This window comes from Streptomyces massasporeus (genome assembly GCF_014648995.1).
Classification (GTDB): domain Bacteria; phylum Actinomycetota; class Actinomycetes; order Streptomycetales; family Streptomycetaceae; genus Streptomyces; species Streptomyces massasporeus.
The window spans coordinates 182,855-205,077 of the sequence record NZ_BMSE01000017.1; the positions used below are offsets into that span (position 1 = coordinate 182,855).

Annotated in this window: 20 protein-coding genes and 1 riboswitch; of the genes, 6 read left to right on the forward strand and 14 right to left on the reverse strand. The window is 70.1% G+C overall.

Translation table 11 applies throughout. The annotated features are described in order from the left end of the window. Positions 1 to 126: 126 nt before the first annotated feature. The 4 genes from IE153_RS30900 to IE153_RS30915 form a co-directional block, all read right to left on the reverse strand. Entirely contained in the window at positions 127 to 1,665 is a 1,539-nt protein-coding gene (locus IE153_RS30900; protein ID WP_189593038.1) for a glycoside hydrolase family 3 protein, read from the reverse strand. Between the two features lie 9 nt (positions 1,666 to 1,674). Continuing rightward, complete coding sequence (locus IE153_RS30905; protein ID WP_189593039.1) at positions 1,675 to 2,517, reverse strand: carbohydrate ABC transporter permease; 843 nt, start codon at positions 2,515 to 2,517, stop codon at positions 1,675 to 1,677. After that, a complete protein-coding gene (locus IE153_RS30910) occupies positions 2,514 to 3,503 on the reverse strand; it encodes a carbohydrate ABC transporter permease (RefSeq protein WP_189593040.1) in 990 nt (329 codons plus the stop codon). The genes IE153_RS30905 and IE153_RS30910 overlap by 4 nt, the downstream gene beginning before the upstream one ends. Before the next feature lie 73 nt (positions 3,504 to 3,576). Beyond that, the gene (locus tag IE153_RS30915; RefSeq protein ID WP_189593041.1) at positions 3,577 to 4,857 is read right to left on the reverse strand and encodes an extracellular solute-binding protein; all 1,281 of its coding nucleotides are present in this window, start codon (positions 4,855 to 4,857) and stop codon (positions 3,577 to 3,579) included. 312 nt (positions 4,858 to 5,169) lie between these two features. On the opposite strand from IE153_RS30915, the gene IE153_RS30920 reads away from it, so the two are divergent. From IE153_RS30920 to IE153_RS30940, 5 genes are all read left to right on the forward strand, one after another. Beyond that, positions 5,170 to 5,934, forward strand: a complete 765-nt coding sequence (locus tag IE153_RS30920; RefSeq protein ID WP_097220267.1) for a GntR family transcriptional regulator — start codon at positions 5,170 to 5,172, stop codon at positions 5,932 to 5,934. Between the two features lie 190 nt (positions 5,935 to 6,124). Beyond that, positions 6,125 to 6,346, forward strand: coding sequence for a DUF3311 domain-containing protein (locus IE153_RS30925; RefSeq protein WP_030851632.1), 222 nt, complete (start codon positions 6,125 to 6,127; stop codon positions 6,344 to 6,346). Then, complete coding sequence (mctP, locus tag IE153_RS30930) at positions 6,343 to 7,971, forward strand: monocarboxylate uptake permease MctP (RefSeq protein ID WP_189593042.1); 1,629 nt, start codon at positions 6,343 to 6,345, stop codon at positions 7,969 to 7,971. The genes IE153_RS30925 and mctP overlap by 4 nt, the downstream gene beginning before the upstream one ends. Before the next feature lie 146 nt (positions 7,972 to 8,117). Beyond that, a riboswitch (cobalamin riboswitch) is annotated at positions 8,118 to 8,244 on the forward strand. A gap of 124 nt (positions 8,245 to 8,368) precedes the next feature. Then, positions 8,369 to 10,726 (forward strand): ribonucleoside-diphosphate reductase subunit alpha, encoded by a 2,358-nt coding sequence (locus tag IE153_RS30935; protein WP_189593043.1) that lies wholly within the window; start codon positions 8,369 to 8,371, stop codon positions 10,724 to 10,726. Next, entirely contained in the window at positions 10,726 to 11,733 is a 1,008-nt protein-coding gene (locus tag IE153_RS30940) for a ribonucleotide-diphosphate reductase subunit beta (RefSeq protein WP_189593044.1), read from the forward strand. Before IE153_RS30935 ends, IE153_RS30940 begins: the two co-directional genes overlap by 1 nt. Here IE153_RS30940 and IE153_RS30945 read toward each other — a convergent pair. Further along, on the reverse strand, positions 11,646 to 11,888 hold the full coding sequence (locus IE153_RS30945) for a hypothetical protein (RefSeq protein WP_189593045.1): 243 nt from the start codon (positions 11,886 to 11,888) through the stop codon (positions 11,646 to 11,648). The two genes, IE153_RS30940 and IE153_RS30945, sit on opposite strands and share 88 nt — an antisense overlap. A 93-nt stretch (positions 11,889 to 11,981) precedes the next feature. On the opposite strand from IE153_RS30945, the gene IE153_RS30950 reads away from it, so the two are divergent. Beyond that, positions 11,982 to 12,944: a GlxA family transcriptional regulator gene (locus IE153_RS30950; protein ID WP_189593046.1), complete on the forward strand. Its 963-nt coding sequence runs from the start codon at positions 11,982 to 11,984 to the stop codon at positions 12,942 to 12,944. 12 nt (positions 12,945 to 12,956) lie between these two features. On the opposite strand, the gene IE153_RS30955 is transcribed toward IE153_RS30950, so the two are convergent. The 9 genes from IE153_RS30955 to IE153_RS30995 all read right to left on the reverse strand — a co-directional run bounded on the left by IE153_RS30955 (position 12,957) and on the right by IE153_RS30995 (position 22,223). Then, positions 12,957 to 14,327, reverse strand: coding sequence for a bifunctional albaflavenone monooxygenase/terpene synthase (locus tag IE153_RS30955; RefSeq protein WP_189593047.1), 1,371 nt, complete (start codon positions 14,325 to 14,327; stop codon positions 12,957 to 12,959). Beyond that, positions 14,324 to 15,409: an epi-isozizaene synthase gene (gene cyc1, locus IE153_RS30960; RefSeq protein ID WP_189593048.1), complete on the reverse strand. Its 1,086-nt coding sequence runs from the start codon at positions 15,407 to 15,409 to the stop codon at positions 14,324 to 14,326. The genes IE153_RS30955 and cyc1 overlap by 4 nt, the downstream gene beginning before the upstream one ends. Before the next feature lie 294 nt (positions 15,410 to 15,703). Next, positions 15,704 to 16,354, reverse strand: coding sequence for a peptide deformylase (gene def, locus IE153_RS30965; RefSeq protein WP_031108069.1), 651 nt, complete (start codon positions 16,352 to 16,354; stop codon positions 15,704 to 15,706). A gap of 127 nt (positions 16,355 to 16,481) precedes the next feature. After that, positions 16,482 to 17,462, reverse strand: coding sequence for a tetratricopeptide repeat protein (locus IE153_RS30970; RefSeq protein WP_031108068.1), 981 nt, complete (start codon positions 17,460 to 17,462; stop codon positions 16,482 to 16,484). Positions 17,463 to 17,579: 117 nt separating this feature from the next. Beyond that, a complete protein-coding gene (locus IE153_RS30975) occupies positions 17,580 to 18,827 on the reverse strand; it encodes an HD-GYP domain-containing protein (protein WP_189593049.1) in 1,248 nt (415 codons plus the stop codon). Then, on the reverse strand, positions 18,824 to 20,161 hold the full coding sequence (locus IE153_RS30980; protein WP_189593050.1) for an HD-GYP domain-containing protein: 1,338 nt from the start codon (positions 20,159 to 20,161) through the stop codon (positions 18,824 to 18,826). The genes IE153_RS30975 and IE153_RS30980 overlap by 4 nt, the downstream gene beginning before the upstream one ends. A 154-nt stretch (positions 20,162 to 20,315) precedes the next feature. After that, positions 20,316 to 20,627: a mycothiol system anti-sigma-R factor gene (gene rsrA, locus IE153_RS30985; protein WP_031108065.1), complete on the reverse strand. Its 312-nt coding sequence runs from the start codon at positions 20,625 to 20,627 to the stop codon at positions 20,316 to 20,318. Further along, a complete protein-coding gene (gene sigR / locus IE153_RS30990; protein ID WP_031108063.1) occupies positions 20,624 to 21,310 on the reverse strand; it encodes an RNA polymerase sigma factor SigR in 687 nt (228 codons plus the stop codon). The genes rsrA and sigR overlap by 4 nt, the downstream gene beginning before the upstream one ends. A 256-nt stretch (positions 21,311 to 21,566) precedes the next feature. Then, the gene (locus IE153_RS30995) at positions 21,567 to 22,223 is read right to left on the reverse strand and encodes an alpha/beta hydrolase family protein (protein WP_438817953.1); all 657 of its coding nucleotides are present in this window, start codon (positions 22,221 to 22,223) and stop codon (positions 21,567 to 21,569) included.

Consider the following 22,223-nt stretch of genomic DNA (forward strand, 5'->3'; position numbering starts at 1 on the left):
CGGGGCGGCTGGTCGGGCCCCCGGTTGCGTTCCCGGAGGGGTCCGAGCGCCGGGGCCGGCGCGCGTCGCGCCCGTCGGGACGGTCCGCGTGATCGCCCTCCCGGGCCTCGGTTCACCCCCCTGCTCTCACAGCCCCGGAACCCCGGTGACCACCTCGGCCGCGGCCCGGCCGCAGACGCGGGCCGCGCCGTGGGTGGCGATGTGCAGGGCGCCGCGGGGGGCGGCCTGCGGGACGCCCATCTCGACAACGATCGTGTCGGGGCGGGCCGCCAGCAGGGCGTCGAGGGCCGCGGCCATCCAGGGGTGGCGGTGTTCGTCGCGGACGACGGCGACGATGCGGCGGGGGCCGGCCGCCTGGAGGGCGGCCCGGCCCGCGCTCTCCCCGGCCTCGCTCTCCGGGCCGTCCCCGGCGGAGAAGCTGCCCGTCACCGTGCCCGGCAGGAGGTGAATGAGCTCGGCGGCGACGCCCCACGGGGTCTCGTCACCCACGGCGATGTTGGCGACGGGGGTGAGGGCGGCGACGTACGGCGGTTCGGTGAGGGGCTCGAAGGTGTCGGGGCTGCCGAGGCCCGGCGCGGCGGTCACGGTGAGGGCGCGGCGAGCGGCGTGCAGGCCGATCTCGGTGCCGTGGGTGCTCTCGGCCGGGCGGCCCGCCGTGCCCGCCCAGCGGGCCAGTGCCCGGACCCGGTCGGCGGCCTCCGCGAGGCGTTCCTCGGGGAGTTCACCCGCCCGCACGGCTCCGACCAGGGCGTCCCGCAGGCGCAGGACGGTCGCGTCGTCGGCGAGGCCGCCGCCCACACAGATCGCGTCGGCGCCCGCGGCGATGGCGAGGACGCTGCCGCGTTCGATGCCGTAGGTGCCGGCGATGGCCCGCATCTCCATGCCGTCGGTGACGATGAGGCCGTCGTAGCCGAGCTCGTCGCGGAGCAGGCCGGTGAGGATGCGGCGGGAGAGGGTGGCGGGGCGGTCCGGGTCCAGGGCCGGGACCAGGATGTGGGCGCTCATGACGGCCCGGGTGCCGGCGGCGATGGCGGCGCGGAAGGGGGCGAGTTCGCGTTCGGCCAGCACGTCGGCGGAGACGTCGATGCGCGGCAGGGCGTGGTGGGAGTCGACGGCGGTGTCGCCGTGGCCCGGGAAGTGCTTGGTGCAGGCGGCGACCCCGGCGGACTGCAGGCCGGTCACATAGGCGGCGGTGTGCCGGGCGGCCAGTTCGGTGTCGGCGCCGAAGGAGCGGACGCCGATGACCGGGTTGCGCGGGTCGGAGTTCACGTCGGCGGACGGGGCCCAGTTGAGGTTGACGCCGCAGGAGGCGAGGCGTCGGCCCAGTTCGTGGGCGACCTGGTGGGTGAGCTCCACGTCGTCGACCGCGCCGAGCGCGTGGTTGCCCGGGAAGGAGGAGCCGCTGCGCACCTCCAGGCGGGTCACGTCGCCGCCCTCCTCGTCGATCGCGACGAGGACGTCGTCGCGCTCGGCGCGCAGCTGGGCGGTCAGCGCGGCCAGTTGGCCGGGGGAGGCGATGTTGCGGCCGAACAGTCCGACGGAGGCGAGGCCCTCACCGAGCCTGCGCAGCAGCCAGTCGGGGGCGGTGGTGCCGGTGAAGCCGGGCTGGAGGACCGTCAGGGCGTCGCGGGTGAGCGTGTCGGTGCCGCTGGCGAGTGTCGTCATCGGGTGAGGTCATCCCTTCACTGCGCCCGCGGTCAGGCCCGCGGCCATCTTGCGCTGGACGAGGAGGAAGAGGGCGACGATCGGCACGGCCATCATCGTGGCGCCGGCCATCATCGGGGCGTATTCGGTGCCGTGTTTGGTGGTGAAGTTGCCGAGCCAGACGGTCGCGGTCTGGTTCTTCTGGCTGAGCAGCATCAGGGCGTAGAGGTACTCGTTCCAGGCCTGGATGAAGCCGTAGACCGAGGTGGCGACCATGCCGGGTGCCAGGAGGGGGAAGACGACCCGGAGGAAGGCGCCCGTGCGGGAGCAGCCGTCGACCATGGCCGCCTCCTCCAGCTCCTTCGGGATGTTGACGATGAAGCCCCTCAGCGTCCACACGGTGAACGGGAGGATGAACGTCAGGTACGTGATGATGAGGCCGGTCAGCCGGTCGTACTGGCCCAGGTCGTTGAGCAGCAGGAACACCGGGATGATCATGGCGACCAGCGGGACCATCTGGACCGCGAGGATGCCCACGATCACGATTTTGCGGCCGCGGAAGGCGAACCGGGAGATGGCGAGCGCGGCCAGCAGCCCGACGACCATGCCGATGACGACCACGGCCAGCGACACCACCAGGCTGCGGCCCACCGGGCCCCAGAAGTCGGCGATGTCCAGCGCCCGGCCGAAGTTGTCGAAGGTGATGCCGGTCGGCAGCAGGCTCGGATCCGAGTCGATCGCGTCCTTGGCGGGCTTGAACGCCGTGTTGAGCATCCAGTAGAGCGGGAAGCCGGCGACGACGAAGACGAGGAGGCCGAGGAGGTTCCAGCCGAGCCGCGACTTACGGCGGCCGGCTCCGGCGAGCGTGCTCATTCGACCTCTCCGATCTTCAGCATCTGCCGCATGTAGACGGCGACCACGCCGAGCAGCAGCAGGACGGTGATCAGCGCGATGGCCGAGCCCTGGGCGTAGTCGTTGACCACGAACGCCCGGTCGTAGGAGTAGGTGTTGAGGACCTGGAACTCCGGCTCGGGGTGACCGTTGCGCATGACGAACACCTGGGGGAAGACGCCCATGTCCCAGATGACCGACAGGGTCGTGAGCATCACGATGATCGGCTTGAGGACGGGCAGGGTGACATAGCGGAAGACGCCCCAGGAGCCGGCGCCGTCCAGGCGGGCGGCCTCCTCCAGCTCCTTGGGGACCTGGGTGAGACCGGCGCTGAGGGTGATCACCACGAACGGCACGGCTCCCCAGATCACCAGCAGCATGATCACGGCCAGCCCCTCGGGGCCGCTCGCGAACCAGTTGTGGCCGATCATCTCGACGCCGGGCAGCTTGCTGAGCAGCGCGTTGAAGACGCCGTAGTCGGAGTCGAAGAGCCACTTGAAGACCGTGGTGGCGACGATCACCGGCATGCCCCAGCTGGCCACCAGCACGATGTTGATGAGCATCTTCAGCCAGCCGGAGACCCGCTGGAGCAGCAGGGCGAGGGCCATGCCGATCACCATCGTGAAGACGACGGCGCCGGCGGCGAAGACGACCGTGCGCAGGACGACGGCCCAGAACTCGCCGTCGCCCAGCACCTTGGCGAAGTTGTCGAACCCGACCGTCTCGGCCGGCTGGAAGCCCCAGAGCTGGGACTGGCCGAACTTCTGGAAGGACAGGGTGACCAGGCGGGCCAGCGGATAGCCCATGACCAGGGCGAGGATCAGCAGGCAGGGCGCGAGCAGCAGCCAGGGCGCGGAGGCCCCGCCCGACGTGCGCTGCCCGCGGGGCCGCCGGTCCTTCGGGGGCGGCGGTGGTGCCTGCCGCGGTGGCGGCACCTTGGCGGGGGTGGTGGTGTCTGCGGCACTCATCGCGCGCTCCTCGGCGGTCCCTCAGGTCTTGACGGCGGCGGGGCTCCGCAGGCCAGGGAGCCCCGCGCGCAGGTCACTTGGTGTTGATGACCTTGTCGATCGCGGCGTCCGCGTCCTTGGCGGCGGCCTCGACGGACTTCTTGCCGGTGCCGATGCTCTGCAGCATGGTCTGCAGGATCTGCGCCTTTTCGACCTGGCCCCAGCCGGGGGCCATCGGGACGAACCAGTTGGACTCGGCCGCGGTGGCGGGGACCGCCGTCTTCGGGTCGTTCTTGAGCGTCGCGAGGTCGGTCTTGTTGTTGGGCAGGTTGCCCTTGGCCATCAGGCCCTTCTGCCCGGAGGAGCCGGTGAGCGCGTTGATCCACTCGGCGGCCAGGGCCTGCGCGTCGGACTTCACCGGCACGGCGAGGTCGGAGCCGCCCAGGAAGACGGGCATGTTCTTGCCGGAGGGGCCGGGCATCACGAAGTTCTCGAGGTTGCCCTTGAGCTTGCCGGTCTTGTCGTTCTTCGGGTCCTCGGCGGTCGCGCCCTCCCAGGCCGCCGCGAAGATCATGGCGGACTTGCCCTGGCCGTAGACGATGTAACGGTCGGACTCGTCCTTGGTCTTGTCGCCGTGCATGTACGAGTCGACGACGTTCTTGAACTCGGTGAGGCCCTTGAGGGACTCGGGCGAGGAGAGGGAGGCCTTCCACTGGCCGCCGGACTCGGTGGCGATGGCGCCGCCGGCGTCGTAGACGAAGGACATGGCCGCGTACCAGTCGCGGGTGGGCTGGTACCAGGCGTTGTACTTGTCGCCCTGCTTCTTCTGGATCTTGTCCAGGGCGGCGGTGAGCTCCTTGTACGTCTTGGGCGCCGACTTCACCCCGACGGAAGCCGCCACGTCTTTGCGCCAGTTGGCGACGCGGCCGCCGGCGTAGTACGGGACGCCGTAGGTCTTGCCCTCGTAGGTGACGGAGGCCTTGAGGCCGTCCAGCCAGGCGTCGGAGTTGTCGAACTTGGCCTGGTCGAGGGGGGCGAAGGCGCCCTTGACCATGTAGCCGAGCATCTCGGTGTTGCCCATCTCGACCACGTCGGGGGCCTTGTCCGTGGCGAGGACGGCGTCGAGCTTGGCGTTCTTGTCGGGCCAGCCGTAGTACTCGTGGTTGATCTTGACGCCGGGGTGCTTCTTCTTCACTGCGGCGTCGGCGGCCTTCACCAGCTCCGGCCAGTTGTTCTGCGCGTCGACGGTGAGCCAGACGGTCAGCTCCTTGGCGTCCGCGCCCTTGTCGGAACCCCCGCCGCCCTCGCCGCCGCACGCCGCGATGGAGACCATCATGCCCGCGATACCGATCGCGGCTGTCAGCTTGCGCTTCACGCCACCCTCCTCAGGGATCCCACAACCCCCCTGGCTCCCCGCAGTGAACGTGGGGCCGGGCCTGGACCAATGGTGTAGACCAGTACGGGGAGCTTGGACCAGACCAGAAAGCCTGTCAAGGGTCGCGTTACAGCCCTGACCAGCCGTTATGCGACCTACATATGCAGGAACCTTTAAGTAAGAAGCCAGCGAAAACCCGGGTGGGCACGGCATACTGCGGGTAGACCACAGTGATTGGTGGACTAGACCAAAAGAGGCGCCGACGGTATACAAGTGGGATCGTGTCGGCAGACCCAGCCGGGAAGGCGGAGCATGAGCACCGACGTCAGCAGTGCGGAGAACGAGAACGGGGTGCCCGTCCGTACCGCGCGCGTGCCCAAGTACTACCGCCTGAAGAAGCACCTGCTCGACATGACGGAGACCCAGGCACCCGGCACGCCGGTCCCGCCCGAGCGCACCCTGGCGGCGGAGTTCGACACCTCGCGCACCACCGTGCGCCAGGCGCTGCAGGAACTGGTCGTCGAGGGCCGGCTGGAGCGCATCCAGGGCAAGGGCACGTTCGTCGCCAAGCCCAAGGTCTCGCAGGCGCTGCAACTGACCTCGTACACCGAGGACATGCGCGCCCAGGGCCTCGAACCCACCTCACAGCTGCTGGACATCGGCTACATCACCGCCGACGACCGCCTGGCCGGGCTGCTCGACATCACGCCCGGCGGACGCGTGCTGCGCATCGAGCGGCTGCGCATGGCCAACGGCGAGCCGATGGCCATCGAGACCACGCACCTCAGCGCGAAGCGCTTCCCGGCGCTGCGGCGCTCGCTGGTGAAGTACACGTCCCTCTACACGGCGCTGGCCGAGGTCTACGACGTCCATCTCGCGGAGGCCGAGGAGACCATCGAGACGTCCCTGGCCACGCCGCGCGAGGCCGGTCTGCTCGGCACGGACGTGGGGCTGCCGATGCTGATGCTCTCCCGGCACTCGCTGGACCGGGGCGGCCAGCCGGTGGAGTGGGTGCGGTCGGTCTACCGGGGCGACCGGTACAAGTTCGTGGCGCGACTGAAGCGGCCCGCCGACTAACGGCACCCCGCGGCCCCTGCGTCACTGCTGAGGCCTGGTTTCGGTTGGGTACCGCATTGCGGACGAGGGGTTCCGCTATGGGCGCGCCCTGACCTAGATTGCCTGCGCATTACACAGGTGATCACCAAGGGGACGGAGCCGCCTGATGTCGCAAGCCCCAGAAGCCAGTGGAGGGCCGGTGGTGACGCCCATGCGCGTCGTCATCGCCGTCTGCCTCATAGCGCCGTTCGTGGCCATGCTGTGGGTCGGCTCGTACGCCAAGACCGACCCGGCCTTCATCGGGATCCCGTTCTTCTACTGGTACCAGATGGCGTGGGTGCTCATCTCCACCGTCCTGACGATGATCGCCTACAAGCTGTGGCAGCGTGACCAGCGCGCCCGCTCGGCCGCGAAGGGCGGTGCGTCGCAGTGAAGGACGGCGTGAACGGAGTCGCGCTCGGCGTCTTCATCTTCTTCTTCCTGGCCGTGACGGTCATGGGCTTCCTGGCCGCGCGCTGGCGCAAGGCCGAGAACGAGCAGAGCCTGGACGAATGGGGCCTGGGCGGCCGCTCGTTCGGTACCTGGATCACCTGGTTCCTGCTCGGCGGCGACCTGTACACGGCGTACACCTTCGTCGCCGTCCCGGCGGCGATCTACGCGGCGGGCGCGGCCGGCTTCTTCGCCGTGCCGTACACGATCCTGGTCTACCCGCTGATCTTCACCTTCCTGCCCCGCCTGTGGTCGGTGTCCCACAAGCACGGCTACGTCACGACGTCCGACTTCGTCCGCGGCCGCTTCGGCTCGAAGGGCCTGTCGCTGGCGGTGGCCGTGACGGGCATCCTGGCGACGATGCCGTACATCGCGCTCCAGCTGGTCGGCATCCAGGCCGTGCTGGACGTGATGGGCGTCGGCGGCGGTGAGAACACCAACTGGTTCATCAAGGACCTGCCGCTGCTGATCGCTTTCGGCGTGCTGGCGGCGTACACGTACTCGTCGGGTCTGCGGGCCCCCGCGCTCATCGCGTTCGTGAAGGACACGCTGATCTACATCGTCATCGCGGTGGCGATCATCTACATCCCGATCAAGCTGGGCGGCTTCGACGAGATCTTCGCCAAGGCCGGTGAGGCGTACAGCCAGACCAACCCGGCGACCGGCGCGCCGCGCGGTGCCCTGACACCGGCCGAGCCGGGCCAGTGGACCTACGCCACGCTGGCGTTGGGCTCCGCCCTGGCGCTGTTCATGTACCCGCACTCGATCACGGCGACGCTGTCCTCGAAGAGCCGTGAGGTGATCCGCCGCAACACCACGATCCTGCCGCTGTACTCGCTGATGCTGGGTCTGCTGGCGCTGCTCGGGTTCATGGCGATCGCGGCCGGCATCAAGGTGCAGAACGGGCAGCTGGCGATCCCGCAGCTGTTCGAGACGATGTTCCCGGACTGGTTCGCGGGCGTGGCGTTCGCGGCGATCGGCATCGGCGCGCTGGTGCCCGCGGCCATCATGTCCATCGCGGCCGCGAATCTCTTCACCCGCAACATCTACAAGGACTTCATCAAGCCGGACGCCACTCCGGCGCAGGAGACCAAGGTCTCCAAGCTGGTCTCCCTGCTGGTGAAGGTCGGCGCGCTGGCCTTCGTCCTCACCATGGACAAGACGGTCGCCATCAACTTCCAGCTGCTGGGCGGCATCTGGATCCTGCAGACCTTCCCGGCCCTGGTCGGCGGCCTGTTCACCCGCTGGTTCCACCGCTGGGCGCTGCTCGCGGGCTGGGCGGTCGGCATGATCTACGGCACGGTCGCCGCGTATGGCGTCGCCTCCCCGACCCAGAAGCACTTCGGCGGCTCCGCGAAGGAGATCCCGGGCATCGGCGAGATCGGCTACATCGGCCTCACGGCGTTCGTCCTGAACGTGGTGGTGACGGTGATCCTGACCTTCGTCCTGAAGGCCCTGAAGGCCCCCGACGGCGTCGACGAGACCAAGCCGGAGGACTACACGGCGGACGCGGGCGACCCGGGGGTCCAGGTGGAGCTTCCGCCTGCGACCGCGGGATCCGCGCACTGATTCCAGGGTTTCGACCCACAAACGAACACCCCGCAGCGGGCCGTCGTGACCAAGTGTCACGACGGCCCGCTGTCACGTAAAGCTGACGCTCCGACACCACCCCGACACAACATCTGGGGGTGCCAACCGAGCCCGGCACAAGATGTATGCTCATGCTCGCTGTCGCCGCAGGGGAATCCGGTGGGAATCCGGAACTGTCCCGCAACGGTGTACCCATGCCCACATAGGCGCATGGGAGTCAGTCCGAGGACCTGCCGACAGCGCACCCGGCCACCCGGCCGGTGTGCCCTGACGTCCGGGCCTCGTGGAATGGGCCGGTGGACGCGACGCCGCGTGCGCTCGTGTGCTGCCCCCTGCCCTCGACGAGGCCCCCGTGCCGAGCGAGGGAGAGCCCCACGTGACCATCGCGCCAGCCGAACCGGTCTCAGCCGCCGAGGAGGAGCACGACGCTCCCGGTACCGCGCTGCTGCGGACCCTGACCGAGCTGACCGCCGACCTCCCCGACGCCGACCCCGGCCGGGTCGCCGCCGCCGCGCTGCGCGGCCGGTCCGCCGCCGCGGACGAAGCGGAGTTGCGGGAGCTGGCGACGGAGGCCGCGGCCGGTCTGATCTCCGAGGACCCCGCCTACTCCCGGCTGGCCGCCCGGCTGCTGACCATCGGTATCCGCGAGGAGGCCGCCTCGCAGGGCGTCACGTCCTTCACCGAGTCCGTCGCGGTCGGCCACCGCGAGGGCCTCATCGCCGACCGCACCGCGGAGTTCGTGCGGCTGCACGCGGCCCGGCTCGACGCCCTGATCGACACCGGCGCCGACGACCGCTTCGGCTACTTCGGCCTGCGCACGCTGCACAGCCGCTACCTGCTCCGGCACCCGATCACCCGCAAGGTCGTCGAGACGCCCCAGCACTTCATGCTGCGGGTGGCGAGCGGCCTCGCCGAGGACGACACCACCCGCGCACTGGAGGAGGTGGCGTCGCTCTACGGGCTCATGAGCCGCCTCGACTACCTCCCCTCCTCCCCCACCCTCTTCAACTCGGGCACCCGGCACCCGCAGATGTCGTCCTGCTACCTCCTCGACTCCCCCAAGGACGAGCTGGACTCGATCTACGACCGGTACCACCAGGTGGCCAGGCTGTCGAAGCACGCCGGGGGCATCGGGGTCGCCTACTCCCGCATCCGTGCCCGCGGTTCGCTGATCCGCGGCACCAACGGGCACTCCAACGGCATCGTCCCGTTCCTGAAGACCCTCGACGCCTCGGTCGCCGCGGTGAACCAGGGCGGCCGGCGCAAGGGCGCGGCCGCGGTCTACCTGGAGACCTGGCACTCCGACATCGAGGAGTTCCTGGAGCTGCGCGACAACACCGGCGAGGACGCCCGCCGCACGCACAACCTGAATCTGGCGCACTGGGTGCCGGACGAGTTCATGCGGCGCGTGAACGCCGACGCGCAGTGGTCGCTGTTCTCCCCCTCGGACGTGCCCGAGCTGGTCGACCTGTGGGGCGAGGAGTTCGACGCCGCGTACCGGGCGGCCGAGGCGAAGGGCCTGGCGAGGAAGATCCTGCCCGCCCGTGAGCTGTACGGCCGCATGATGCGCACCCTCGCGCAGACCGGCAACGGCTGGATGACCTTCAAGGACGCCGCCAACCGCACCGCCAACCAGACGGCCGAGCCGGGTCACGTCGTCCACTCCTCCAACCTCTGCACGGAGATCCTGGAGGTCACCAGCGACGGAGAGACGGCGGTCTGCAACCTGGGCTCGGTCAACCTGGGTTCCTTTGTCGACACATCGACCGGCGGCCTGGACTGGGAGCGGCTGGACGAGACCGTCCGTACGGCCGTGACGTTCCTCGACCGGGTCGTCGACATCAACTTCTACCCGACCGAGCAGGCGGGCCGCTCCAACGCCCGCTGGCGTCCGGTCGGCCTCGGCGCGATGGGCCTCCAGGACGTCTTCTTCAAGCTGCGCCTGCCCTTCGACTCGCCCGAGGCCAAGGCCCTCTCCACCCGCATCGCCGAGCGGATCATGCTCGCCTCGTACGAGGCCTCCGCCGACCTGGCCGAGCGCAACGGCCCGCTGCCGGCCTGGGAGAAGACCCGTACGGCCCGGGGCGTGCTGCACCCCGACCACTACGACGCCGAGCTGACCTGGCCGGAGCGCTGGGCGGCCCTGCGGGAGCGCATCGCCACGACCGGCATGCGCAACTCCCTGCTCCTCGCGATCGCCCCCACGGCCACCATCGCCTCGATCGCGGGCGTGTACGAGTGCATCGAGCCGCAGGTGTCCAACCTGTTCAAGCGCGAGACGCTGTCGGGCGAGTTCCTCCAGGTCAACTCCTACCTGGTGGACGAGCTGAAGCGGCTCGGCGTGTGGGACGCCCGCAGCCGGGAGGCCCTGCGCGAGGCCAGCGGCTCGGTGCAGGACTTCGCCTGGATCCCCGAGGACGTGCGCGCCCTCTACCGCACGGCGTGGGAGATCCCGCAGCGCGGCCTGATCGACATGGCGGCGGCCAGGACCCCGTTCCTGGACCAGTCCCAGTCCCTGAACCTGTTCCTGGAGACGCCGACCATCGGCAAGCTCTCCTCGATGTACGCCTACGCCTGGAAGTCCGGGCTGAAGACGACGTACTACCTGCGCTCGCGCCCGGCGACCCGCATCGCCCGCGCCGCCCGGGCCACCGTCCCCGCGCAGGCCACCCCGGATCCCGAAGCGGTCGCCTGCTCCCTGGAAAACCCCGAGTCCTGCGAGGCCTGCCAGTAATGAGCACCCAGAACCTTCTCGACCCCGGCTTCGAGCTCACCCTGCGCCCCATGCGCTACCCGGACTTCTACGAGCGCTACCGGGACGCCATCAAGAACACCTGGACCGTGGAGGAGGTCGACCTCCACTCGGACGTCACCGACCTCGCCAAGCTGTCACCGGCGGAGCAGCACCTGATCGGCCGGCTGGTCGCCTTCTTCGCCACCGGCGACTCGATCGTCGCGAACAACCTGGTGCTGACGCTGTACAAGCACATCAACTCCCCCGAGGCGCGGCTGTATCTGAGCCGTCAGCTCTTCGAGGAGGCCGTGCACGTCCAGTTCTACCTGACGCTGCTCGACACCTATCTGCCCGACCCGGAGGACCGCGCGGCCGCGTTCGACGCCGTGGAGAACATCCCGTCGATCCGCGAGAAGGCCGAGTTCTGTTTCAAGTGGATCGACTCGGTCGACAAGCTGGACCGCCTGGAGTCCAAGGCGGACCGCCGCAGGTTCCTCCTCAACCTGATCTGCTTCGCCGCGTGCATCGAGGGCCTGTTCTTCTACGGCGCCTTCGCGTACGTCTACTGGTTCCGCAGCCGGGGCCTGCTGCACGGCCTGGCCACCGGCACCAACTGGGTGTTCCGCGACGAGACGATGCACATGTCCTTCGCCTTCGACGTGGTCGACACCGTCCGCAAGGAGGAGCCGGAGCTGTTCGACGACCGGCTCCAGCAGGAGGTGACGGACATGCTCCGGGAGGCCGTCGAGGCCGAGCTGCAGTTCGCGCGCGACCTGTGCGGTGACGGCCTGCCGGGCATGAACACCGAGTCGATGCGGCAGTACCTGGAGTGCGTCGCCGACCAGCGGCTCACCCGCCTCGGCTTCGCTCCGGTCTACGGCTCGGAGAACCCCTTCTCCTTCATGGAGCTCCAGGGGGTTCAGGAGTTGACCAACTTCTTCGAGCGGCGGCCCTCCGCGTACCAGGTGGCGGTGGAGGGCACCGTCGACCTGGACGAGGACTTCTGAGCCGGAAGCTCTCCGCGGGCCTCCTGAGCCTCCCGGATCTGCCGGTCGATGCGCCTGTCGCGCACCAGGCCGATCACGGACGGGAGGATCAGGAGGACCAGGATCCCGAGTGTGGCGGTCAGTCCGATCAGTGCTTCGATCTGGTTCGTGTTCATGGACACCACTGTCGCGCCGATTGCTCCTTACCGTCAGTGGCAGTACTGCCGTAGACCCTCGAATTACTGCCACCGGCGAGGCACACTGGATCCATGTTGCAGAACGTGGCCGTCGCCCTCCTCGACGGCGTGAACCCCTTCGAACTCGGTGTGGTGTGCGAAGTCTTCGGCACGGACCGGAGCGACGAAGGCCTGCCGGTCTACGATTTCGCGGTCGCCTCGGCCGAGGGCCCGGTGCTGCGGATGAACTCGGGCTTCTCACTCCAGGTGGAGCACGGCCTGGAGCGGCTGGAGACGGCCGATCTGATCGCCGTGCCGGCGGGGCACAGCTATGCGTCCCGGGACTTCCCGCCGGAGCTGCTGGACGCCCTGCGCTCCGCGGTCGACCGCGGAGCGCGCGTGCTGAGCGTCTGCTCCGGTGTCTTCGTGCTGGCCGCGGCCGGGCTGCTGGACGGCCGCCGGTGCGCCACGCACTGGAAGCACGCGAAGGACCTCGCACGGCAGTACCCGCACGTGGTCGTCGAGCCGGACGTGCTCTACGTCGACGAGGATCCGGTGATCACCTCCGCGGGCACGGCCGCCGGCATCGACGCCTGCCTCCACTTGGTGCGCAAGGAGCAGGGCACCGAGGTCGCCAACAAGATCGCCCGGCGGATGGTGGTGCCGCCGCACCGCGACGGCGGCCAGGCCCAGTACATCGAGCGCCCGCTCCCCCAGCCCGAGGGCGACACGATCGGTGAGGTGCTGTCGTGGATGGAGCGCCATCTCGACGAGGAGGTGACCGTCGAGCAGCTCGCCGCCCACGCCCTCATGTCCCCGCGCACCTTCGCCCGCCGCTTCCAGCAGGAGACCGGGACCACTCCCTACCGCTGGATCCTGCGCCAGCGCGTGCTGCTGGCCCAGCGGCTGCTGGAGGCGACGGACGAGACCATGGACGCGATCGCCGGCCGAACGGGGTTCGGCAACGCGGCCACACTGCGCCACCACTTCGTCCGGGCGGTCGGGACGACCCCGAACGCCTACCGGCGGACGTTCAGGGGTCCCGAGGCGGCCTGAGCCCGCGGGCCTTCACCTCGCCACCGGCCGCACCCGCAGGTCGTGCGGCCGCAGTGTGATCCCGACGCGCGTGGCGTCCTTCGACCCCGCCACCTGCTCGAAGCGGTACCGGGTGGCCAGCGCCGCCGTGACCAGCGTCAGCTGGGCCATGGAGAAGTGGTCGCTGGGGCACTTGCGGTTGCCGACGCTGAAGGGGCTCATGGCGTGCTTCGGGATGTCCTTGACCCGGTCCGGAAGCCAGCGGTCGGGGTCGAACTCCAGGTGCCGCTCGTACGACTTCGGGTCGCGCTGGATCGCGTACGGGCTGTAGATGATGTCCGCCCCGGACGGAATACTGTATCCACCGAGTTCCGTGTCCCGCACCGCCCGACGGGTCAGAATCCAGACGGCCGGGCTCAAACGCATGGACTCGACGACGACATTGTTGGTGTGCCTGAGTCCTCGGACGTCTGCGAATGCCACCGGCCTCCCACCGGTGACGGCTTGCACTTCGTCATGCACCCGGTCGGCGTGTTCGGGGTGCTCCGCGAGCATATGCAAGAGCCACATGATCGTGGAGGCGATGGTTTCGCTGCCGGGGGTGAGGATGGCGACGACCTGATCGTGGATCTCCTGTTCCCCGATCGGGTCGCCATTCTCGTCCTTCGCCTCCAGCAATGCCGTCAGCAAATCGTTCGGCTTTTGACCGGATGCCCGGCGCTCGGCGACGATCTCATCGACGAGGAGATGCAAATCGGCCAATGCCCGGTTGAATTCGCGATTGGCCGGGAGGGGCAGGTTGTAGAGCGGTCCGAGCGGGATCACCATCCGCCTGTACATGCCACGGAAGACGGTGGCGAGGGCGACGCACAGCCGCTCCGCCCGCTCGTCCATGTACTGGCCGCGCAGCAGACAGCGGGCCGCGATGCGCACGGCCACCCGGAAGGACTCGGAGGTGCAGTCGATCGTCTCGCCGGGCTTCCAGCGCTCGGTGAGCGCGTGTGCCTCCTCCTCCATGATCGGGCCGTAGCCGGGGATCGCGTCGAGCCGGAAGGCGGGCTGGATGGTGCGCCGCTGGCGCCGGTGGCGCGGGCCGTTGGCCGTGGCCACGCCCTCCTTGCCGAGCAGGCCCTCCAGGGACTCCCACAGCGGTCCGGCGATGATGAAGTCGTTGCTCAGCGCCAGGGCGCCGGTCAGGGACGGGGCGGTGACCGCGTACACCGTCTTCGGCCCGAGCTTCAGCCGCACGACGTCGCCGTGCTCGCGCAGCCGGGACATGAAGGCCAGCGGGTCGCGGGCCAGCTTCCAGCCGTGCCCGAGCACGGGGACACCTCCGCCCGCCCGGGGAGGCTCCCGCAGCTCCACGGCCGGCGGGGTTTCGGGCTGCACAGACTCGACGGTCATTTCTCACCTGCCGCTTCGTTGTTGACGTACGGGGGCGTGGACCGGTCGTCCCAGCTGTCGACCATGTACCGGCCGGACTCGTGGTGGAACCAGTAGACGGAGCTGAACCAGTTCCGCATATTGCTCAGGCAGGCCCGCACGGCGGCGCTCAGTTCCTTTCCCCGCACGGATCCGTCGGCGAGGTCGTCGGCGAACCGTAAGGCTTCCTGCTCGACGTCGAGGAAATCGGTGATGCTTTTCTCGACTCGGCGCCTGACTTCCACGACGGCCTGTTCCAGGGTCAGCCCCTCATGGGTGATGAGACTGATTCCGAGATTGTGCACCTCATCGCCCGCGATTTCCTTCGGGAGTGAGCACAGGTCGTTGTACCAGGCGGCGAATTCCTGGCTCAGCAGCGCCGCCCTCCGATACGCCGGGTGTTTCCGGACGGCGTCGGGGAGTTCACAGCCGGCGGCCGGCTCCAGCAGGTCCGTCCATATCCAGTGTGCGAAGGTGAGCCGGCGCAGTTGCAGGTATTCCTCGACCGTCGGGACGATTCCCCGGGTGCGGTTGTGGAACTCCCGGTCGTACGCGTCGATCACCGCGTGGAAGTGCCGGGCGAACCGGAGGTTCCACGTCTGGGGCAGGAACGCGTACAACCGCAGCACGCTGTCCGCGAACCCGGCGACCAGTGGGTCCTCGTGGTGCAGGTGCTCCCCGGGGGAGTCGAGGGCCGCGTGCAGCCGGTCCCTCAGCCGCCGCCAGGCGACAGGACGGCCGTGCACGATGTCGCGGTCGTGACGGTCGTCCCAGACGAAGAACCACGCGCTGTAGTCGGCGATCGCCTGCATGACCTCGTCGGAGGCGCCGATGTAGTACCCGGCCATGAGGTCGGTGTAGCAAAGGCCGTCGGCATATTCCTTCACCTTGTCCGCCGGCATGAGCCGCTTTTCGAGCAGCCAGGCCCGGGTCTTCTCCTGGCACTTCGGCCAATACGGGTGGAGTTGCCGGGGAAACTCCGCCTCGATCACCGGGACAGAGAGCGACGGTGGAACTGCGATCGTGACCGGTGTCGATGTGGTGCCGTGTGACAAAGCATGCACGAACTAACCCCTCTCAGCCGCCAGTTGGCGCGGGCGCCCCTCCCTTCGTGCCGGGCGTGCGCCGTTGCATACCCCGCTCATCCCATTCAGCACTACAACTGACCGTTCTGGGAACGCATTTGCTTCATTCACTACCTCACAGTGCCGGGAACCTCCCGTTGTGTGACTACGAGCGGATCGCTGAGGAGCAGAAGCGATCGAACGTGCGACGGACAGGCGAACGGCACAGACGAACGGCGCCTGTTCGGGGTGGGAAACCCGAACAGACGCCGTGCGCCTGGTGAGGCTGAGGTCTCAGTCGTTGGCCACGACCGGGTAGCGGGGCTCGTTCTCGGCCATCTGCCGCAGGGCGTCCTTGCGTTCGCGCTTGGAGAGCCGGTCGATGTACAGGTAGCCGTACAGGTGGTCCGTCTCGTGCTGCAAACACCGAGCGAAGTATCCGGTGCCGCGCACCTTGATCGGGTTGCCCTTCTCGTCCTGCCCGGTCACCTCGGCGTAGTCGGGCCGGGCGAGCGGGGCGTACGCCGTGGGCACCGACAGGCAGCCCTCGTTGCTGTCGTCCAGGCGGCGCTTGTCGGCGGGCAGCTCGACGAGCTTGGGGTTGCAGACGACGCCGGTGTGCCGGACGCCCTCGTCGTCGGGGCAGTCGTAGACGAAGACCTTCGCGTCGACGCCGATCTGGTTGGCGGCGAGGCCCACGCCCTCGGCGGTGCGCTGGCTGGCGAACATGTCCGCGACGAGCTGCTGGAACTCGTCGCCGAAGTCGGTGACGTCCTTGCACTCCTTGTGCAGCACCGGGTTCCCGACGACCGTGATCGGCCGCGAGGTCCCCCGCTCCCGCCAGGCAGCCTCGCGCTCCTCGCAGTCCTCCGTGTCGATCACGTACCCCTCGTCATCGACGGGGAGCACGCCCGCACGCTGCTGATCGGTGTCCTGCTGAGCCATGACGTCCGTACGCCTTCCTGAACAAATCCAACCCGGGATGCTGATACAGGGTACGGGGAAGGCGCCCCCTCAGGGGGCGCGGGGAACTGCGCGAACGACCACGACGCAACCGCACCCGACAACGGCGCTAACAGACCTCTTCCAGATCCCGCCAGTCACGAGAATCCGGGCTGTCCGCCACCCACCCGTCCAGCAACCCCCGGACCAGCGCAGCCGGCGCAGCCAACCCGCACTCCCGCTCGGGAACCCACAGCTGCCCGTCCGTCCGGTGCCCCAGCGGCCCGGGATGCCCCGGCTCACTGTGATCGTGCGGATCGAGATGCTCCCCGTCGCCCTCGTCCGACGGCATCCGGGACTCCGAGCACATCCGGCACAGCAACCGCACCGACGAGGACCAGTCCTCCGCGGCGAACCCGGCGTCCGCGGCCAGCTGCTCCAGCGCGTCCCGGTCCGCCTCCGTCGCCGCCTCCAGCAGCACCACCCACGTCGGCACGGGCGACGGAGCCCACAGCTCGATCTCGTCGAACACCGGGTACGTGTGCCCGGCGGCGGTCGTCCGCTCCCCGTGCGGCACCCCGTCGTGCAGGACGACCTCTCCCCAGCGCCGCCCGGACGACGGCAGCGGGATGGACAGCACCTCGATCCGCGCGGGATCCAGCCGCCGCCCCCACACGACCTCGGCCTCCCCCTCCGGGGACAGCCGCACGGCCGCGCTGCCGAGGTCCATGCCGAGGGGCTCACCGGAGTCGTTGGCCGCCCCCGGCACCCGCAGTCCGTAGGCCTGCCAGGCACGCCGGGCCAGCGGCCAGTCCTGAAGCGCGGTCGCGGCGATGCCGACGTTCCACCAGTCGGGCGCGCCGGTGTCCCGGTCGAGCAGTGCCACGGCCCGCAGTCCGGCCGCCCGCGCCTGCTCCCAGTCGTGCCGGAACTTGTGCAGCAGCGCGAGGTTGAACCAGGACTCGGAAAGCCAGGGCTCCAGATCGGCGGCACGTGTCAACAGTGCGCCTGCGTCCTCGTACCGGCCGTCGCCGATGAGGGTGAACGCCCGGTCCGTGGCCTGCCGCCAGGAGGCGGAGGGCCGGTGCCGTCCCTTGCCGAAGATCCTCACGATTCCCGCCTGCCAGTTCCGTGCGGTGGGCTGGCCGTAGCTGTGTTTCGAGCCCCCGGACACCTTCTCCTTCGCATCCAACCACGTACGGCCTCGAGGGCGCTCATTACCCATGGGTTACCCAGCCACGGGCAGGGTCAGACTGCTCCTTGCCAGTACGCGGGCCAGTGATTCCACCACCTCCGGGGCGTACGTCCCGGCGGTGGCGAGCCGGAGTTCCTCCAGCGCCGTCAGCGGCCCGCCGGGCCCTCCTTCCCGGGACTTCTCCTCGTACGCGTTCACGGCCCGGACGATTCGCGCGGCGAGCGGCTGCTCGGCGTAGGGGTCGGCCTGCCGTTCCACGACCACGGCCACCGCCTCGTCGACGCCCGTCTGCCGTACGACGGCTCCGCCGAGCAGGGCGATCCGCCGCTGCTCCGCGGCGGGCAGCGCGGCGGTGGCGCCCGACGGAACGGGGTCGACGAGGCTCAGCTGGCCGATGTCGTGCATGAGCGCGGCGTACTCCAGCACGGCGAGCTCGGGCTCGGTCAGCCCCAGGTCACGCCCCACCGCCTTGCTGACCACGGCGACGCGCCGGGCGTGCCCGGCCGGGGTGTATCCGGCGACCTCGGTGGCCCGGGCGAGGGAGGCGATGGTCTGCCGGTAGGTCGCCCGGACGGCGGCGTACCGGCGGAACGCCATCTGGGCGAGCAGCAGCGGTACGGAGAAGACGGGCAGCGCCCACAGCCCCACCACGGCGACCGCCAGCGCCATCACCGCCCCGGTCGCGATGACGGCGGACCCGATGCCGTACACGGCCCGCAGCTCGTCCCGCAGCACCGGCCCGAAGGGCCAGCCGGTGCGGGTGTGGGACAGGGCGGCGGCGAACACCGCGTCGCACAGCGCGGTCAGGGACAGCAGCGCGAGGAGCAGCAGGGCGTAGGCGGGACCGCTCCAGTCGTCGAACATGCCCCGGTTGTACGGGGGCTGGAAGCACACGGCGACGAATCCGACGGTGAGCACGCGGCGCGCCAGGTGGTCGAGGGTGGGCCCCTGCCCGCGGGCGACGTGCGGGACGCTGCCGAGCAGGGAGGCGGCCAGCACGACGGCGACGACCTGGGCGGGGCCGTGGTGGGTGGCCATTCCGCCGGCTTCCCCGAGCAGGGCGTAGGAGAGGGCCGCGGCGGCCCCGAGGGGCGCCGGTTCCCGGACCCGGGCGCCGTTGCGCCGGGTGAGCTCGCCGACGGTGACGAGGACGCCGAAGGCGAGGGCGACCCGGGGTTCGTCCAGGCCGTGGTGGGAGGTGACGGCGAGGGAGCCGGTCGCGAAGAGGGCGGCGCAGGCGTGGACAAGGGTGAGGAGCGGTGGCGGCCGGTACGCGCTCATCGGTGCGCTCCCGGACGGCCGGCCAGACGGGTGCCGGGCGGGGGCACGCGGGACGGGCGGGTCTCCTCGTCGTCGGCGGTCACGGCGGGGTGCCATCCCGTACGCCCGACGGCCTCGACGAGCGCCGCGACCATCACCGGGTCGAACTGGCTGCCCGCGCACCGCTCCAGCTCCGCCAGGGCCACGGAGACGGGCCGGGCCCTGCTGTAGCTGCGGGTGGAGGTCATGGCGTCGAAGGCGTCCGCGACGGCCACGACCCGTGCGGACTCGGGGATCTGACGGCCCACCAGGCCGTAGGGGTAGCCGCTGCCGTCGAGCCGCTCGTGATGGTGCAGCACGGCGGCGCGGGCCTCGCCGAGGAAGCCGATGCCGCGCACCATCTCGTGCCCGTACTCCGGGTGCAGCTCGATCACCCGCCGCTCCTCGGGTGTCAGCGGCCCGTCCTTCCTGAGCAGCCGGGTGGGCACGCCCAGCTTGCCCACGTCGTGCAGGATCCCGGCGAAGCGGAGCACCTCCACGCGTTCGTCGGCCATGCCCAGCTCGCGCGCGATCATCATCGAGGCCTGCCCGACGCGCTCGCTGTGCCCGCGGGTGTACCCGTCCTTGATGTCGACGGCCTGCACCAGCGCCCGGATGGTCGCCTGATGGGCGGCGCGTTCCCGGTGGTACTGCGCGAACGCCCACCACGAGACGCACATGGGCAGCAGGACGAGCAGCGCGGAGACGGGCCCGTAGGGGCTGCGCCACAGGACGGCCATCATCAGCCCGGCGAGGCCGTGCACGGCGATCGGGGCGAGCGAGCGGGCCACCAGGCCGCGCCAGGCCCGCCGTACCGGCACCCGCTCCGCCACGGCCAGGATGCCGCCGTCGAGCAGCGCGAGCACCAGGCAGAACGCCAGCACGGCCGCTCCGGCCGGACCGAGGGCGTACGGGACGTCGCCCGCCGCGACCGCGTCCCGCCCACCGAGCCGCCGGTGCACCTCGGCCGCGGCCCACACCCCGAGGACGAGCTGTGCGGCCCGCCATACCCGCCGCAGCGCCACGGGCCGCTGCGCGACCTGCGAGAGCAGTGCGCCGGGCACGACCACCAGCGCCGCGGCGGGCGCAGGCAACAGGAAGGCGCCGGCGAGCAGTACGGGGTAGAAGGTCCCGGCCGGGTGGGAGATCCCCACGAACCGGGACCGGGCCACGCGCTCGCACCCCGCGTACAGCGCCGCGAGCAGCGCGGCCGCCCACCAGGGCGTGCGGACGCCCGGCAGTGGCAGCAGGCAGAGCAGCGCGGCCATGGCGGCACAGGCGATGTAGACACGTGCCCGTGCCGGTACCGCTTCCATGAGCCCCTCCCCCGGCCATGTCCGTCAGGCATCGGAGCCTAGGGCGGCGGCAGGGGGGTTCGTGGGGCGATAACCCGCGAATTAGCACGTTCGAGTGACGTGTTCGAGGGTGACTACCCCTGCAGAGGCGGGGTAGTTGAAACGCGCAGGAGGGTCAGGACTCCTGTGGCGTGGCGGGCGAGGCCGTGACGTCCTGCTCGGGGACGGCCTGGCCGGAGCGGATCAGGTCGATCCGCCCCATGACCTTGTCCCGCAGGTCGCCCGGCACGTCGTCGTGCCCGCAGCAGCGCTTGACGAGCTTCTTCACGGCCTGCTCGAGCCCGTACTTCTCGAGGCAGGGCGAGCACTCCTCGAAGTGGTGCTCGAACTTCACGCAGTCCGAGTCCGGCATCTCACGGTCGAGGAACTCGTAGAGATGATCGAGGATTTCGCTGCAATCCGTCTCGTGCGGCTCTCCGCAGCTCATGACCCCGAGCCTTTCGCTTCGTTCGACTCTCCGGCACCGGCCGGGACCATCCCGCGGTCACGGGCGTAGTCCTCCAGCATGCCGCGCAGCTGACGGCGGCCCCGGTGCAGCCGGGACATCACCGTACCGATGGGTGTCCCCATGATGTCGGCGATCTCCTTGTAGGCAAACCCCTCGACGTCCGCGAGATAGACGGCGATGCGGAACTCCTCGGGGATGGCCTGGAGCGCCTGCTTCACGTCCGAGTCGGGCAGGTGGTCGAGCGCCTGCGACTCCGCGGAGCGCAAGCCCGTCGACATGTGCGACTCGGCGCGGGCGAGCTGCCAGTCCTCGATCTCCTCGGCCGCGGAGCGCTGAGGTTCGCGCTGCTTCTTGCGGTACGAGTTGATGAAGGTGTTGGTGAGGATCCGGTACAGCCACGCCTTGAGGTTGGTGCCCTCGCGGAACTGGTGGAAGGACGCGTACGCCTTGGCGTACGTCTCCTGCACCAGGTCCTCGGCGTCGGCCGGGTTGCGCGTCATGCGCAGCGCGGCCGAGTACATCTGGTCGAGGAACTCGAGCGCGTCCCGCTCGAAGCGCGCGCTGCGCTCCGCGGCCGTCTCCGCGCCCGTGCCGCCCTGGCCCTCGGGCTGCTCCGACCGGCCGTTTTCGGTCCCTGCGTCGGTCCCAGTGACCGGACCCACCTCCTCGAGTGTTCTCGTGAGACCGAGACCGGTCTCACCCGAATCGGAGGATAGACGACGATCCGGTCCGCCCGCCGCCCGAATAGGGGCGGTCCTGGCCGCGTGCAGCACCGTCCAGTCCAGGTCGGCGCGGCTGCTGCGGGTCGGGCAGATGGTCGAACCCATGCGGCGGACTCCCTCTCCTAAGACGTCGGCGCTGGTCTCCAGCACGTACGTCCCGCACAACAGTGACCGCCGCCCCGGCATTCCCGAAGCTTTACCCGAGTGACCCGGTCCACTCCACGACCGCGTCCGTGATGACCGCCACGGCTTCGTCCTGCGAGAGGTCCGCCCGTTTCGGCACGGCGAAGCCATGATCCCCGTACGGGATCTCCACGAGCGCGTACGTCCCCTCGGGGAACTCCGCCGGCTTCCCGAACGGGTCGTTGCCGCCCTGCACGACCAGGGTGGGCACCCCGGAGCCCAGCAGCTCGTCGGCGCGGGACTTCTCCGGCTTGCCCGGGGGGTGGAGCGGGAAGCCGAGCGCGAGCACGGCGTGGGCGCCCAGCTCGGTCGCGGTGCGGCAGGCCACCCGGGCCCCGGCGCTGCGCCCGCCGGAGATCACCGGCAGCCCGGACTTCGCCAGCGCGGGCCAGATGCCGCGCCAGCCGGCGTCCAGGGTCTTCGGCGCGGGTGCCAGCTTCTTCCCGGCCACCCGCCAGGGCTGCTCCACCCGGGCGACGGTCACGCCGTGGGCGGGCAGGACCTCGGCCAGAGCCGTCAGGTCGCGGGCCTCGATGCCGCCGCCCGCGCCGTGGCTCACGGCGAGGACCAACCGGGCCTTCTTCGCCTCGTGCCAGGTGATACGGGCGGTTCCGGCCTCGGTCTCGACGGTCTCGGTGGTCGTGCGGGCCGTCTTCGTCACATGCGTCAC